The sequence below is a fragment of the Halosimplex halobium genome, assembly GCF_051414055.1.
Taxonomy (GTDB): domain Archaea; phylum Halobacteriota; class Halobacteria; order Halobacteriales; family Haloarculaceae; genus Halosimplex; species Halosimplex halobium.
On the sequence record NZ_JBLKNX010000001.1, the window covers coordinates 418,325 to 432,594 of the forward strand.

At 69.8% G+C, this 14,270-nt stretch carries 12 protein-coding genes; 9 read left to right on the forward strand and 3 right to left on the reverse strand.

The window, feature by feature from the left end:
• The first annotated feature begins 101 nt into the window (after window positions 1-101).
• From ACMGFG_RS02110 to ACMGFG_RS02135, 6 genes are all read left to right on the forward strand, one after another.
• Complete coding sequence (locus ACMGFG_RS02110; protein WP_436928700.1) at window positions 102-2,048, forward strand: ABC transporter substrate-binding protein; 1,947 nt, start codon at window positions 102-104, stop codon at window positions 2,046-2,048.
• A 159-nt stretch (window positions 2,049-2,207) separates the two neighbouring features.
• Window positions 2,208-3,227, forward strand: coding sequence for an ABC transporter permease (locus tag ACMGFG_RS02115; RefSeq protein WP_436928701.1), 1,020 nt, complete (start codon window positions 2,208-2,210; stop codon window positions 3,225-3,227).
• A gap of 1 nt (window position 3,228) precedes the next feature.
• Entirely contained in the window at window positions 3,229-4,686 is a 1,458-nt protein-coding gene (locus tag ACMGFG_RS02120; protein ID WP_436928702.1) for an ABC transporter permease, read from the forward strand.
• Window positions 4,683-5,864, forward strand: a complete 1,182-nt coding sequence (locus tag ACMGFG_RS02125; protein WP_436928703.1) for an ABC transporter ATP-binding protein — start codon at window positions 4,683-4,685, stop codon at window positions 5,862-5,864. The genes ACMGFG_RS02120 and ACMGFG_RS02125 overlap by 4 nt, the downstream gene beginning before the upstream one ends.
• Complete coding sequence (locus ACMGFG_RS02130) at window positions 5,861-7,504, forward strand: ABC transporter ATP-binding protein (RefSeq protein ID WP_436928704.1); 1,644 nt, start codon at window positions 5,861-5,863, stop codon at window positions 7,502-7,504. The genes ACMGFG_RS02125 and ACMGFG_RS02130 overlap by 4 nt, the downstream gene beginning before the upstream one ends.
• The gene (locus ACMGFG_RS02135; protein ID WP_436928705.1) at window positions 7,497-8,285 is read left to right on the forward strand and encodes an inositol monophosphatase family protein; all 789 of its coding nucleotides are present in this window, start codon (window positions 7,497-7,499) and stop codon (window positions 8,283-8,285) included. Before ACMGFG_RS02130 ends, ACMGFG_RS02135 begins: the two co-directional genes overlap by 8 nt.
• A 162-nt stretch (window positions 8,286-8,447) precedes the next feature.
• On the opposite strand, the gene ACMGFG_RS02140 is transcribed toward ACMGFG_RS02135, so the two are convergent.
• The 3 genes from ACMGFG_RS02140 to ACMGFG_RS02150 form a co-directional block, all read right to left on the reverse strand.
• Window positions 8,448-9,812 (reverse strand): nitroreductase/quinone reductase family protein, encoded by a 1,365-nt coding sequence (locus tag ACMGFG_RS02140; RefSeq protein ID WP_436928706.1) that lies wholly within the window; start codon window positions 9,810-9,812, stop codon window positions 8,448-8,450.
• On the reverse strand, window positions 9,809-10,228 hold the full coding sequence (locus ACMGFG_RS02145) for a DUF6069 family protein (protein ID WP_436928707.1): 420 nt from the start codon (window positions 10,226-10,228) through the stop codon (window positions 9,809-9,811). Before ACMGFG_RS02145 ends, ACMGFG_RS02140 begins: the two co-directional genes overlap by 4 nt.
• Before the next feature lie 231 nt (window positions 10,229-10,459).
• Window positions 10,460-10,711, reverse strand: a complete 252-nt coding sequence (locus ACMGFG_RS02150) for a hypothetical protein (RefSeq protein WP_436928708.1) — start codon at window positions 10,709-10,711, stop codon at window positions 10,460-10,462.
• A 796-nt stretch (window positions 10,712-11,507) separates the two neighbouring features.
• On the opposite strand from ACMGFG_RS02150, the gene ACMGFG_RS02155 reads away from it, so the two are divergent.
• The 3 genes from ACMGFG_RS02155 to ACMGFG_RS02165 all read left to right on the forward strand — a co-directional run bounded on the left by ACMGFG_RS02155 (window position 11,508) and on the right by ACMGFG_RS02165 (window position 14,255).
• Complete coding sequence (locus ACMGFG_RS02155; RefSeq protein WP_436928709.1) at window positions 11,508-12,272, forward strand: pirin family protein; 765 nt, start codon at window positions 11,508-11,510, stop codon at window positions 12,270-12,272.
• A gap of 392 nt (window positions 12,273-12,664) precedes the next feature.
• Window positions 12,665-12,967 carry a hypothetical protein gene (locus ACMGFG_RS02160; protein ID WP_436928710.1) on the forward strand — a complete coding sequence of 101 codons (303 nt, stop codon included), beginning with the start codon at window positions 12,665-12,667 and terminating at the stop codon, window positions 12,965-12,967.
• A gap of 145 nt (window positions 12,968-13,112) precedes the next feature.
• The gene (locus ACMGFG_RS02165) at window positions 13,113-14,255 is read left to right on the forward strand and encodes a hypothetical protein (RefSeq protein ID WP_436928711.1); all 1,143 of its coding nucleotides are present in this window, start codon (window positions 13,113-13,115) and stop codon (window positions 14,253-14,255) included.
• The last annotated feature ends 15 nt before the right edge of the window (window positions 14,256-14,270 follow it).

The window sequence follows — 14,270 nt, forward strand, 5'->3', positions numbered from 1 at the left end:
ATAAATAGATTATATTGGTGTATAGTCCTATAACCCTGGCCCATATCCAAACGTATCACGAGCCAAAACCTATTTGATTGCGCAATCGGACACTCCTCTCGATGCCAGAGAAACAGACTCGGCGTCGGTTCCTCACGGCAGCGGGCGCGGGCGCCGCGTCCCTGCTGGCCGGTTGTGGGAGTGACACGTCGACGCCGACCGACGGTTCGGGCGACGGTTCGGACGGTTCCTCAGGTGACGGGTCGGACGGCTCCGCGGGCGACGGATCCGACTCCTCGGACGAGTCGGACGGCTCCGACGGAACATCGGGCGGCTCCGCCGGGGGCGTCCTCAACATGATGGCGACCGGGAACGTCCAGACGCTGGACCCGATCAACGCGAAGGGCTCGGGCGCGGGGTACAACCAGTACAACAAGTCGCTGATGAACTTCCCCGACGGGCAGTACCCGCCCGAGCCGGCGCTCGTGAACGGCTACGAGCTGTCGGAGGACGGGCGTACCTACACGTTCGACCTGAAGGAGGGCGTGACCTTCCACGACGGGTCGGAGCTGACCGCCGAGGACGTGGTCTACTCCTACCGGCGGCTCGCCGAGTCCGAGAACTCGCGCAACCAGGACGACATCATCGGCGAGACGATGCGCATCCAGCACGAACGGGACGCCAGCCTGACGACCCCCTCCGACGAGGCGACGGCCGACGACATCGTCCCCGGGTCGCTGGCGGTCGAGGCGGTCGACGACTACACCTTCGAGATGACGCTCGCCTCGCCGTTCCAGTACACCCTCTTCCAGATCGCCGGCGGCGCGTTCGCGATCCTCCCGGCGAACTCGGTCGGCGACGTCGAGAGCTACGACGGCGAGTACAGCTACAACGAGTTTTTCAGCACGGCCGGCGACGGCCCCACCTTCTCCGCGCTGGGCCCCTTCCAGGTCGACTCCTGGACGAAGGGCAGCCAGATCCAGCTGTCGGCGTTCGACGACTACTACGGTGAGGGTCCCGAACTCGACGGGATCACCTACACCGTCGTCTCGGACGGGCAGACGCGACTGAACCGCTTCCGCAACGAGAGCGCACACATCCTCGAGGGGATACCGACCGCGTCGTTCAACCCGGAGAACGTCTCCATCGAGGAGCAGATGGGCAACCGCTCGGTCGGCACCTACACCTTCGGGAACGGCACGGAGGTCAACTACGGCGAGATCCCCGCGCTGACGACCGAGTACCTCGTGTTCAACACACTGGAGGTGCCGCTGGCGGTCCGGCGGGCGTTCGCCTACGCGATGAACCAGCACGACATCGCCGAGAGCGTCTACAAGGGCACCGGCAAGCCCGCCTACCACATCACGCCGCCGGCGCCGTACCCCACCTTCGAGGAGGGCCAGTCCGGGGAGGCGTCCTACGACGCCCACGCCGAGAACGGCGCCAACTCCAACACCGAGTTCGGCGCGGACGGCTACCCCTACGGCTACGGCGAGACGCTCCTCGACGAGGCCCGCGCGGTCATGGAAGAGGCCGGCTACGGGCCGGACAACCGCTTCTCGATCACGGCGACGACCATCTCCGGCGACAGCGGCTACCGGCAGGTGTTCACCCGCCTCCAGCCGAAGCTCAACTCCGCGTACATCGACATGGAGATCACCGAGGCGAGCTTCGGGACGATCATCAGCAACGCCATCAACGGCTCGATGGAGGTGTTCGGGCTCGGCGACGGCATGGAGTACCCCGGCCCGCAGAACTTCCTGCGGTTCCTCCACGGCTCCAACCCGAGCACGCAGTTCACCCGCTGGGGCGCCGAGGACAGCTACTACACGGAGGAGTACCGCCAGATCGCCCGCGAGGCGTGGGACGAGAACTACGCCGCGGAGGGCACCACGGCGGAGGACCACGCCGAGGCCTTCCAGACCGTCGAGGAGATAAACTGGGCGTCCATGCAGGAGCTCCCCTTCCTCCACCCCATCAGCCAGCGCCTGTGGCACGACTCCGTCGACGTCGAGATGTACGGCGTTATGGAGAACCAGACCTTTAATCAGGTCACGCTCGACGAGTAACTGACAAGCGCCGGCCGGGTCCCGCCGGGAGCCCCGTCGGGCGGCGGACCCGGCAGCGGTCGACACCGAGATATCAATGCATTCGCGACACTGCGCGCGGACGGCCCCGGGGTGCAGCCAGGACAGACAGCGGCCGCCGGCCGGCGGAGGTGACGGCCGGTGAGCAGGCTGAAGTACCTCGGCAAGCGGTTCCTGCTCGCGATCCCGGTCGTCTGGCTGGGCACGTCGATGACGTGGTTCATCATCTTCATGGGGCCGATCGACCCGGCGGCCAGGCTGCTCAGCCAGGGCCAGACGCGCAACCCCGCCGCCTACCGGGCGGCACAGCAGGAGCTCGGCCTCAACCAGCCGCCGCTCCAGCACTACCTCCACTACATGGTCGACCTGATAACCTTCGACCTGGGCCAGACGTTCCTGCTCTACCAGGGGTCGAGCGTGAACGCGCTGATCCTCGATTTCCTGCCGCGGACGCTGTGGCTGGGCTTCTGGTCGGTGGTCATCGCGATCCTGATCGGCGTGCCGCTGGGCTTCTACGCGGGGATGCGCTCGAACACGGCCGCCGACTACCTCGCGTCGTTCGGCGGCATCGTCTGGCGCGCCATGCCGAACTTCTGGCTCGCGATCATGCTGCTGGCGCTTTTGGGCAGCCTCCAGGGCATGATCGGGATCAGCTGGCAGCAGTTCCTCGTCCCCATCGACGCCATCTCCGGGAGCCCGGACATGTCCCGGATCGGGACCGTCGACGGCTTCCTCGCGGCGACGAAGAAGGTGTTGCCCGCGGCGCTGGTGCTCGGGTCGGCGTCGATGGGCAACGAGATGCGGATCGGGCGGACGGCGGTCCTCGAAGTGCGCAACGAGGACTTCGTCGACATGGCGAAGGCGAAGGGCGTCTCCGACCGCGCCCTCGTCTGGAAGCACATCCTGCGCAACGCCCTGGTGCCGCTGGTCCCGATCATCACCAGCGAGGCGTTCCTGCTCATCGGCGGGTCGGTCCTCGTCGAGACCGTCTTCGGGATCAACGGCATCGGGTGGCTGTTCTACCGGGCGGCCATCCAGGGCGACCTGCCGCTGGTCGGCACGCTGATGTACATCTTCATCCTCATGATCGTCGGAATCAACCTGATCCAGGACCTGTTGTACACCGTCATCGACCCCCGCGTCGGACTGGAGGGTGCCTGAGATGGCCGGCGCGACGACCGACCGGGAGCGTGCCTCGACGGCCCTCCCGACCTCGTCGCCGGCGCTCGTCTGGGCCGCCGCCGGGGTCGCACTGTTCGCGGTGGAGGCCGGCGCGCTCGCTACCTTCCTCGCCGGCATGGCCGCGGACCTCCTGCTGTTCGTCCCGTCGCTCGGTCCCGCACAGCCGGCTGTCGAATGGCTGATAGGGCTGTTCAACGCCGCCCAGTCGACCGCCCAGGAGGTGCCGACGCTGCTCTCGCGGGAGACGATCCCCAACGAGGGGTACTGGAACGGGGGGCGGTGGGTCGGGACGTTCCTCGGGCTGGAGCCCGCGCTCGCCTGGGCGGTGCGGGTGGCGCTGGTCTACGGGTACGCCTTCGCCTGCGCCGGCTGGGCGATGCTCGGCTACCGCCTCTACCGGCGGGAGATCCGCCCGACCGACTGGAGCCCCCGCGACGACATCGTCGACCGCTTCCGCTCGCACACCTGGGGGAAGTTCGGGCTCCTCGTCGTGTTCATGTTCGTCGTCATGGCCGTCTTCGCGCCCGCGCTCGGGCCGACGACGGTCGAACAGAACATGCGCCAGTCGTACTCCCACGAGTTCAGCTACTGGAACAGCGACGCCGGGGAGGTCCAGACGACGCTCGTCGGCCAGGCGAACCTCGAATCGCAGTCGACCGGCACCGAATCGCGGGTGATGCCGTTCACCTACGACGACTACAACCGCTACCACCCGTTCGGGACGCTCCCCACGGGCCGGGATCTGTTCACCTTCATCGCCACCGGGTCCCGTATCTCGCTGGTCATCGGCGTGCTCTCGGTCGGGCTGAGCGCGCTGCTGGCCGCCTCGCTCGCGCTGGTCGCCGCCTACTACCGCGGCCGGGTCGACCTCGGCATGGTGCTGGTCTCGGACGCGGTGATGGCGATGCCGCAACTACTCCTGCTCATCATGCTCACGACCGTCCTCGCGGACACGTGGGTCGGCGGGATCTACAGCGGCGCGTTCGTCCTCGCGCTCATCTTCGCCGGCACCGGCTGGACGTACATGTGGCGGTCGGTGCGGGGCCCCGCCCTCCAGGTCGCCCAGCGACAGTGGGTCGACGCCGCCCGCAGCTTCGGGCAGAAACCGCGCGTGATCATGCGCCGGCACATGCTCCCGTACATCACCGGCTACCTGCTGATCTACGGGTCGATGACGCTCGGCGGCGCGATCATCGCCATCGCCGGTCTCTCGTTCCTGGGACTGGGCGTCTCCCCGCCGACCCCGGAGTGGGGCCGGGCGATCAACCTCGGCCAGGACTACGTGACCACGGGCTCGTGGCACATCTCGCTCATCCCGGGGATCCTGATCACGGTCGTCGTGACCGGGTTCAACGCGCTGGGTGACGGGATCCGCGACGCCATCGACCCGCAGTCCGACGCCGAGGGCGGCGCGGCCGGGCGGGGTGGTGGCGCGTGAGCGACGCCGAGCCCCTGCTGGCCGTGGAGAACCTGCGGACCGTCTTCCACACCGACCGCGAGGAGATCCACGCCGTCGACGGCGTCTCCTTCGAGATCAGCGCGGGCGAGACCGTCGGACTCGTCGGCGAGTCGGGGTCGGGCAAGTCCGTCACCGCGCGGTCGATCCTCGGGCTCGTCGACCGCCCCGGCGCGGTCGAGGAGGGGTCGATCCGCTTCCGCGGCGAGGACCTGACCGACGACAGCTGGGAGGCCCACCGCGGCGACATCGCCATCGTCTTCCAGGACCCCGGCAGCGCGCTGAACCCCGTCTACACCGTCGGCAACCAGATCCGGGAGGCGCTGAAGATCCACCAGGACCTCCGCGGGCGCGAGGCCCGCGCCCGGGCGGTCGAACTGCTCGAGGAGGTGGGCATCCCCGACGCGGCGGACCGGGTCGGCGAGTACCCCCACCAGCTCTCGGGCGGGATGCAACAGCGGGCGGTCATCGCGATGGCGCTGGCCTGCGACCCCGACCTGCTCGTCTGCGACGAGCCGACGACCGCGCTGGACGTGACCATCCAGGCGCAGATCCTCGACCTGCTCGCCGAGCTGCAGCGCGAGGAGGACCTCGCGATCCTCTTCATCACCCACGACATGGGCGTCATCGAGGACGCCACCGACCGGGTGAACGTCATCTACGCCGGCGAGATCGTCGAGCGGGCGCCGACCGACGCGCTGTTCGACGACCCCCAGCACCCCTACACGCGGGCGCTGTTGCGGTCGATCCCCGGGCGGACCCCGCCCGACGAGCAGCTCCCCACCATCGAGGGGGAGGTGCCGACGCCGACCGGCCCGGCCACGGTCTGTCGGTTCGCACCGCGGTGTCCCGACGCCTTCGGCGCCTGCATCGAGGTCCACCCCGAGCACCACGACGTGGGCGAGGCGGGTGTCGACCGGAGCGCCGCCTGCCTGTTGCACGACGACCGCTACCCGAGCGAGACCGGCCTCGACGACGAGCCGGGCGACGACGACGGGCTCGACGAGCGCACGGTCGCCGCGGCGAGCGACAACACCAACTTCGGGGCCGTCGACCACGGCGGTGGCGCGCCCCCCGAGGCGGGCGTCGGCGGGAACACGGGTGGCACGGGCACGGCCGGCGATGTCGACGTCGGCGACGAAGGGGGCGGTGAGCTGTGACCGACCCCGCGACGAGCGTGGCGGGCCACGGCGACGCGGCGGGCGCCGAACGGGGCGAGCCGATGCTGTCGGTCCGGGACCTGCGGACCTACTACGACGAGCGGACGCTGCTGTCGCGGTCGCCGCCGGTCAAGGCCGTCGACGGCGTCTCCTTCGACCTGTTCGAGGGGGAGACGCTGGGGCTGGTCGGCGAGTCCGGCTGCGGCAAGACGACGCTCGGCCGGACGCTCGTCGGGCTGGAGGACGCGACGAGCGGGACGATCGAGGCCGGGGGGCGGGACGTGACCGACGGCGGCGACGCCGAGTGGCAGCGCCGCGTCGGCATGGTGTTCCAGGACCCCGACGAGAGCCTCAACGACCGCCAGACCGTCGGCCAGATCGTCCGCGAACCGCTGGAGGCCCACGGCTGGCCGCGGCTCTCGGTCGCCGTCGAGGGGGTCGACGCGGCGACCGTCTCCGGGTCGGGGCCGGTCGTCGGCGGGTCCGTCGGCGGCGACGACGCGGCCGGCGTCACCGGGGACCCCGACGCCGGGCCGGACGTGACGGTCTCGCTCGCTCGCGGGACTCACGAGGTCTCGGTCCGCGACCGGCTCCCGCTGACGGCCGACGACGTGACGGTGTCGGTCGACCGGGGCGAGCGCCCGACCGTGTCGGTGCGCGTCGGGAAGTCGGTCGCGGAGCTGCGACAGGACCGCGTCGCGGAACTGATCACGCGCGTCGGGCTCAGCGAGGAGCACGTCCGGCGGTACCCCCACCAGTTCTCCGGCGGGCAGCGCCAGCGGGTCGGCATCGCCCGGGCGCTGGCGCTCGAACCGGACTTCCTGGTGCTCGACGAGCCCGTGAGCGCGCTGGACGTGAGCGTCCAGGCGCGGATCATCAACCTCCTGGAGGGGATCCAGGACGACCTGGGGCTAACCTACCTGTTCATCGCCCACGACCTGAGCGTGGTCCGGCACATCGCCGACCGGGTCGCGGTGATGTACCTCGGCAACGTGGTCGAACTCGGCCCGGCGGAGTCGGTGTTCGCCGACCCACGCCACCCATACACACTGTCGCTGCTCTCGGCGATCCCCGGCAGCGGCTCGCCGTGGGACGGCGAGCGGGTGACGCTGCGGGGGACCCCGCCGAGCCCGCGGGACCCGCCGTCGGGGTGTCCGTTCGCCACGCGCTGCCCGGCGAAGATCCGCCCCGACGAGTTCGACCTCCCGGAGGCGACCTGGCGGGCGCTCGACGAGCTGCGGGTCGTCTTCCGGACGCGCGCCCGCTCGGAGGACTCGCTTCTCGCCCGGGCGAAGGCGCTCGCCGGCCGCCCCGTCGACGCCGAGGCGATCGACGACGCGGTCGACGAACTGCTCGGGGACCGCGACCTCCCCACGGCGGCGAGGGCCGCCGTCGACGAGGCCGTCGCCCTCGCCAAGGGCGGTGACGACCGCGCGGCCGCCGACCGGCTCCGGGAGACGTTCGGCTCCCGGTGCGACGGCGAGGCGCCCGACGCCTACGCGACCGGCGGCGGCGAGCGCGAGAGCCGGTGTCTCCGCGCGGAGGACGACTACCGCGGCGTCGCGGCGACGGTCGCCGACCGGGAGCAGAGGGCGGGCGCGGCCCCGGCCGACCGCGCGGGCGGGAGCGACGGTGACTGACCCCGACGCCCGGCGGGCGGCCGCCGAACGGGCCGCGCGCGCCGGCGGCGAGGTCGCCGCGTCGCTGTTCCGGGAGGACCTGGCCGTCGAGACGAAGGACAACGAGACGGACTACGTGACGCGGGCCGACACGGAGGCCCAGGAGGCGATAGTCGAGGTCCTCCGCGAGCGCTACCCCGACGAGCCGGTCGTCGGCGAGGAGGCCGACGCGGCCAAGGCCGTCCCCGAAACCGGGCCGGCGTGGGTCGTCGACCCGATCGACGGGAGCCACAACTACGTCCGCGGCGGCCGCGTCTGGGGGACCTGCGTCGCCGCCGTCCGCGACGGCGAGCCCGTCGCCGCGGCGACCGTCTGCCCCGCGCTGGGCGACACCTACGTCGCCGGCGGCGGCCCCACCGAGCGCAACGGCGAGGTCGTCTCGGTCAGCGACCGGGCCGACCCGGCGACCTGCAGCGTCGCGCCGACGGTCTGGTGGCCGAGCGACCGCCGCGACGAGTTCGCCCGCGCCGCCGAGGCGGTCGTCACCCGCTTCGGCGACATGCGGCGGCCCGGCTCTGTCCAGGTCGCGCTCGCCCAGGTCGCAGCCGGCCGCCTCGACGCCGCGGTCACCAACGTCGCGGTCAATCCCTGGGACAGCCTCGCCGGCGTCCACCTCGTCCGCCGGGCCGGCGGCCGCGTGACCGACCTGGCCGGCGACCGCTGGCGCCACGACGCGACGGGCCTGGTCGCGTCGAACGGCTCGGTCCACGACGACGCCCTCGCGGCCGCGACCGAGATCTGACGCTCCATACCGCTCCGGTGACCTACGTAGTCCCACGGTCCGTTCTTAGCGACCTTCTTTTCGCGCCGGGCGAAACGACCGGCTGGCGCGAACAGACTGTCAGGCATGCGCCACGCAGGCGGTCCGGTCGTCACGGAGCGAACCCGCCCGCCACCCGACGGCCTACGCGGTCGCGGCCGCGGCGACCGCTTCCACCCGCTCAAGTTCGATCTCGACGACGACGGTCCCCTCGACGCCGGCTTCCAGCTCCGCCCGCGTCGGCGGTCGGTCGCCCTTGACTGCGATCCCGAGACGCCGTGCCGCGTCGACGCCGTTGCGCTCGACGAACCGCTCGACGTACTCGGCCACGTCCGCCGGGTCGGGGTGGGCGGTCGCGACTCCCGCGTAGCGCTCGCCGCCCAGCAGGACCTCGACGGGCCGACCGTCCCGGAGGTTGCGCCACCACGGGCTCTGGGTCGTGACGACCAGCCGCCCGTCGTCGTCGACCCAGTAGCCGACGGGAGTGGTGTACTCGTCGCCGCTCGTTCGCCCCGTGAACGTCAGCAACGTGAGCGAGTCGCTGACAAGGCCGTGCAACGGCGAGCGCAACAGCCGCTCGACGGCGGGGTTGATCACCCGGTAGGCGGCCTCCGGGACCGGCGGGCCGCGCGTCTCGACGTACTGCCGGTCGTCCGCCGGGCGGAACCGGTCGGCGTAGTCGGCGACGAACGCCGCCACGTCCCGGGGCGGCCGCCCGAGTATCCGTTCGGCGTCGTCGGTGACTCGGTCGGCGAGACCCACGCGCGCCGTCGTGTAGATGCCGACCATCAGGACGAGGAAGGGAAGCGGCTCCCCGCGCGAGCGCATCCGGCGGACGAACGCCAGTATCGACGGGTCGGCGTAGGTGATCGGCCGGTCGAGGGCGTCGCTGAACGCCGCCGCCACCTCGTCGTAGGTGAGCGCCTCGGGGCCGGTGAGGTCGTAGGCGCGGTTCGCGTGGCCCGCCTCGGTCAGGACGACCGCGGCGACCTCCCCCACGTCCCGCGCGTCGACGAAACTCGTCGCACCGTCGCCCGCCGGGACGAAGATCTGGTCGCGCTCGACGACGTCCTCGCGGTGGACCTCGACGAGGTTCTGCATGAAGAAGGAGGCCCGCAGGAAGGTGTAGTCGAGGTCCGTCTCGACGATCCGCTCCTCGATCCGGTGGTGTGGGATCAGCGGGTTCTTCTCGGCGCCGAGCGTCGAGAGGTAGGCGACCCGGTCGACGCCGACGCGGTCGGCCGCGGCCGCGAACTCGCCGACCCGCTCGCCGCCCGCGGTCGGCGGTCGCATCAGGAAACAGCCGTCCACGCCGTCCAGCGCCCCGCCCCAGGTCTCCGGCCGCTCGAAGTCGAAGGCGACGTACTCGGCCGCGTCGGGGAACTGTTCGCGGGCCTGCTCTGGCTCCCTGGTCGCGACGCGAACGACCGCGTCCCGGTCGCCGAGGGCGTCGACGACGTGGCGGCCGACCGTCCCGGTCGCGCCGGTGACGAGGATCCGGTCGCTCACCGCTCACCCCGCCAGGAGACGAGCAGTTCGACCGCTACCGCGGCGACGACGACGTGCATGACCATCAGGACCACCACGCCCGCGGGGGTCGCGGCGGGGTCGGCGGCCAGCAGTGCCAGGTCCGGGACGAACGAGACGACCAGGACCGCGAGGGCGAGTTTCCGGAAGGTCGCCGCCGGCTCGGCGACCCGGCCGCGCAGGAGCGCGTAGACGCCGGCCGCCCCCACCGCGCCGAGCACGGAGAGGAAGACGACCGGCGGGTAGGTGAGCGCCCGGAAGCCGGGTGCGATCCCGACCCCCTGGACGGCCGCGACCAGCGCGGCGTTGGCGGCGGCCGCGAGGACCGCCGCCAGTACCGCACGCACCGGGAGCGAGCGCGTTCGCAGTGCTCCGGAGCCAGTGTTCGTGGTTGCCATGGGCTCCCCTACGCCCGCTGGGGAGATATATCTCTGCCCGTGGCCGCCGTGCGGGCCTCGGTCTTTCGGCCGTCCGTCCGCGGTCTCGATAGCCACCAGCCGGTTCGGTCGCGATGCCAGATCCGTTCGCAGTCGCGGTCCGGGCTCTTTCAGCCAGTGTCCCGGGAGTACGCCACCGGGTTGCGCGCTTCGAGTTGCCGATCCCGGACACTCGAACGGAGTCTCTCCTCGTCAGGACTCGTTGCGCTCATCGACGTACTCCCGGATACCCTGCATCGAATCCGTCTCCTCCTCCGTGAATCCGGTCGCTTCGAGCCCGTCACTGGCCGCGTTCAGTCGCTGGCGGAGGCGATGGTCCTCCGCCAGACGCTGTTCGAGGACCCCGATGACTTCCTCGATGGTGACACCGTAGATCGCTTCGAAGCCCTGTCGGACCTGTTCCTCCGTGATCTGAGGCTTATCGTCGCCGGTGTCGTCGCTCATGTGCCGATCGATCACCGGGCGGTGCAAAAAAGAACTCCTGCGGGTGCCATCGGGGGCTCTCAGTGCTGGTGTCGATGCCTCTCAGAACGAAACGCTGGTGAATTCTGTATCAGTATATTTCGCTCGTTCGACACTGACATCAACCGCCCTGCGATTGATAGAGATGCAAGCGCATACCTCCGCCTTTAGGCGGAGGTCGAGCGACACTCGGCCCGTTTGTCGATGGAATTTAGCCCGTGGCCCCTGTCAACACGGATGCTACGGAGTCGGTGAGATGCCGTCCCCGAACCACAAGGGGTGGCGAACCGGCGGTGGTTCGCACGGCGATGACACGGACTCCGATGGGGCCTCATTGACCGGGCCACAGCCCTACGAGGGAGACAAACGAGAGTTCCCCCGGTGTGTCGCCGGTTCCCTCCGAGTGCGGGTTGGAACCGACGGATGTCAACCGCCCGAATCCGATGGCCGGATCCCTCCGCCTTCAGCCGGAGGAGGAGGTCAATCCCGCAGCCGACACCACACGCCGAGCGCTCTCGGTGCGTCGCGGTCGCTCGCTCCGTAAACCGACGATGTCAGACATCGGCAAAGAGCAAAGCTCTCACAGACAGCGAGGGACTGGAGATCCCTCGGGCCGTGTGAACGGGCGCGAGCCGCCCGTGAGCAGTCCTCGCGGATCTCCGATTCGTTCAGTGACGAGAGAGCGAAGCTCTCTCGAACCACGCGGGATATCTGCCCTGGGACAGCGGTACCGCACTCGCGCGGAACCCATATCCCTGCTGAGAGGCTACAACGGGCAATGGACGATTCGCCCGCGGCACGGACCCAGCCCCGCATCCACACGGCACCGCGAACGGACGTTTCGCAAGACCAGGGCAGGTTCCGGATCCACCTCAACTTCCCCGGCCGCGCAGTCCCCGACCACGACGACCACGGCTACGGCCCGCTCGCGACCGTCGTCGAGTCGTTCATGGACCCCGGGACGCTCATCCGGATGCACCAGCACCGCAACGAGGAGATCATCTCGTGGGTGCCAGACGGGGTGATGCGCCACGACGACCGGCGGGGCAACGAACTCGTCACCGACCCCGACCACCTGATGGTGATGAACGCCGGCAGCGGCTTCTGGCACGCCGAGGAGACGCTGGCCGAGGACCCGCCCCTGCGGATGCTCCAGATCTTCGTCCGCCCGCACAGCCTCGACCTCGAACCGGGGATCCAGCACGAGCCGATCCCCGACCCGGTCGCCGGCGAGTGGCGCCACCTGTTCGGGCCCGAAGGCACCGACGCCCCGCTGTCCGTCCGCAACGACGTGGATTTCTACGACTGCCGGCTCGCAGCCGGCGCCACGACCACGCTACCCGCCCGGTCCGGGTGGCACACGTATCTCTACGTCTTCGACGGTGTCGTCGACGTCGGCGACGAGTCGGTCGGGTACACCGAGAGCGCACTCGTGACCGACGACGGCGACGTCCCCGTCACCGCGACCGAGGACTCGACGCTCGTCGCCTTCTGTATCAACCCCGACGCACCGGTCACGCGCCAGGGCACGATCGGTCGCTAGGGCGCTCCCGCTCCGTGTTCGGAGGGCTGTCGGTTCTCGGTGGCGTTCGGTCTCGCTCTGAGCGGCAAGAGATCATCTCTGTCGGCGGGCTGACTGGAATCGATTCTCGGCGAGCAGTTCGGTCAGTGCTCGTCGCACTCCGGGTCTGAAACGCTCACTGTTTGGGCCCATCCACGTTCACGTGGCGGCGGATGTTGACGGTCACCGCTGTAAATCCGAACCCCGGACGAACGGTTCTCTGGCGATTCGACGACTCGCGGCTGGGCTCGGCCAGGTCGAGACTACGCTTAACAGGGTGCAGACGAAAACCGACGGTATCGATACCAGCAACCGAGGCGGCCCGGCACGTCTGTAGCTGAGACTATCAACGACGCCACCGGCACGAACAATCCATGAGTGAACTACCCGAGATCCCGGACGAGTTCGACAGCGAGGCGGAGCTGAAACGGTACATCGGTCGGCTGCGCACCCGTATCGAGGTCCTGGACGACGAGCTGGACCGCACGGAGCGGGAGGAGCTGAAACAGGAGCTGGAGGAGTTCGAAGCGACCGTCGCAGCCAACAACGAAACGCTCGAGCAGGTCCACACAACACTGCAGGACCTCGTCGACCGGCTGGAGCGCATCGAGCTCCACGGCACGCCGAGCGATGTCGGTTTACAGGACAACCTGCGAAACCCCGACTTCGACTCCTGAGGGAGTCGCACTCTCAGATGCGATCGGGAGCGCGCGGTTCGAACTGTGGCGGGGACGCCGACCGGGGAACGGAGTCCGCTCGAGACCAACGGGGTGCCCCCCGGCGCGGACACGAAGAGCTTGAATGGTCGGCGCCGGAGAAGCCGTGACAGACATGACGGAGTCGGAGTACCAGGACCGGATCGAGGAACTCGCGGACAGGATCCTGGACCGGTGCAACCGGGCCACGAAGGCCAAAAACGGCGGTGACCCCGCGAAAGCCGGGGAGCTGTTCGGGGACGCCGCCGACCTCACCGGCCAGGCCATCCAGCTGCTGGAAGCAGCGGAGGCGGACCGGTCCCGGATCGAGGACTGGCGAGCCTTTCGAGCGGAGACACGGCGGGAATCGGAGAACCTGCTGGCGGACGGGGAGAGCGACGTGGACATGCAGACAGTCTTCGACATCCCCGAGCTCTCCCCGAACCTCGCCGTCACCACCCGGAACACGGAGGCAACCCCTGAACGGAACATCTTCGAAGCCGAGCGGACGCCCTCGGGGGAGGTGGAACTGGACGAGGCCCCGTCCTGGGAACCCGCCGTCGCCGTCGCGGGCGTCGGACCGACGGGCGCGGAAACGGTCGGCGCTATCGACACCGGAAGCGCCGCCCGGATCTATCCGTCACCGAGTCCCGGCGATGTCGCGGACAGCGATTTCCTGTTTCTGTCCGCGGACCTCCGCGAATCCGGCGTCCCGGACCGGGTCTCGGACCTCCTGGCCGCCGCTGGCGATGATACCTGTGTCGTGTTCTTCGCGGAAGGCCGTACCGGGAACCCCGGGGCGTTCGTCGACGCGGTCAACCTGCTCTTCCCCGTCGCCGTGACCGAGGGTGATGGCCGCCAGTTCGTCTCCACAGCGATCGCCGACTGCTTCGAGTGTATGTTGCGGCCGACGGTTCGGGAACTGGGCAAAGGAGATGTCGCGGCGGTCGCCGGGACGAACAGGGTGGGGAAGGTCTTCGTCGACAACTGGGCGGACACGGGCCAGCTGGGCGACCTCACACCCGGACCCCGGCTCGACGCTCCCGACGCTGTGCTCCTGTTCGTCTGCTACGACGGCCCGTACCCTGCTCCTGCCGTGGAGACCAAAGTACGGGAGTACGAGCGACCCGACGACGCCGCCTTCCTCTGGGACCCGCGAACCAGCCCCCGATACCGGGAGCGGGCCCATCTCAAACGGATCCTCACTTCCGACACCGACCGCCAGACGATGCGCCAGTTACTGCACGACGGCGGATCGCCCGGTCGGTGAGGGGGGACCTCGTGG

Coding starts and splice junctions, on each gene's coding strand:
- ACMGFG_RS02110 (WP_436928700.1), top strand. CDS start 102: ATGCCAGAGAAACAGACTCGGCGTCGGTTCCTCACGGCAGCGGGCGCG.
- ACMGFG_RS02155 (WP_436928709.1), top strand. CDS start 11,508: ATGGACGATTCGCCCGCGGCACGGACCCAGCCCCGCATCCACACGGCA.
- ACMGFG_RS02145 (WP_436928707.1), bottom strand. CDS start 10,228: ATGGCAACCACGAACACTGGCTCCGGAGCACTGCGAACGCGCTCGCTC.
- ACMGFG_RS02150 (WP_436928708.1), bottom strand. CDS start 10,711: ATGAGCGACGACACCGGCGACGATAAGCCTCAGATCACGGAGGAACAG.
- ACMGFG_RS02160 (WP_436928710.1), top strand. CDS start 12,665: ATGAGTGAACTACCCGAGATCCCGGACGAGTTCGACAGCGAGGCGGAG.
- ACMGFG_RS02120 (WP_436928702.1), top strand. CDS start 3,229: ATGGCCGGCGCGACGACCGACCGGGAGCGTGCCTCGACGGCCCTCCCG.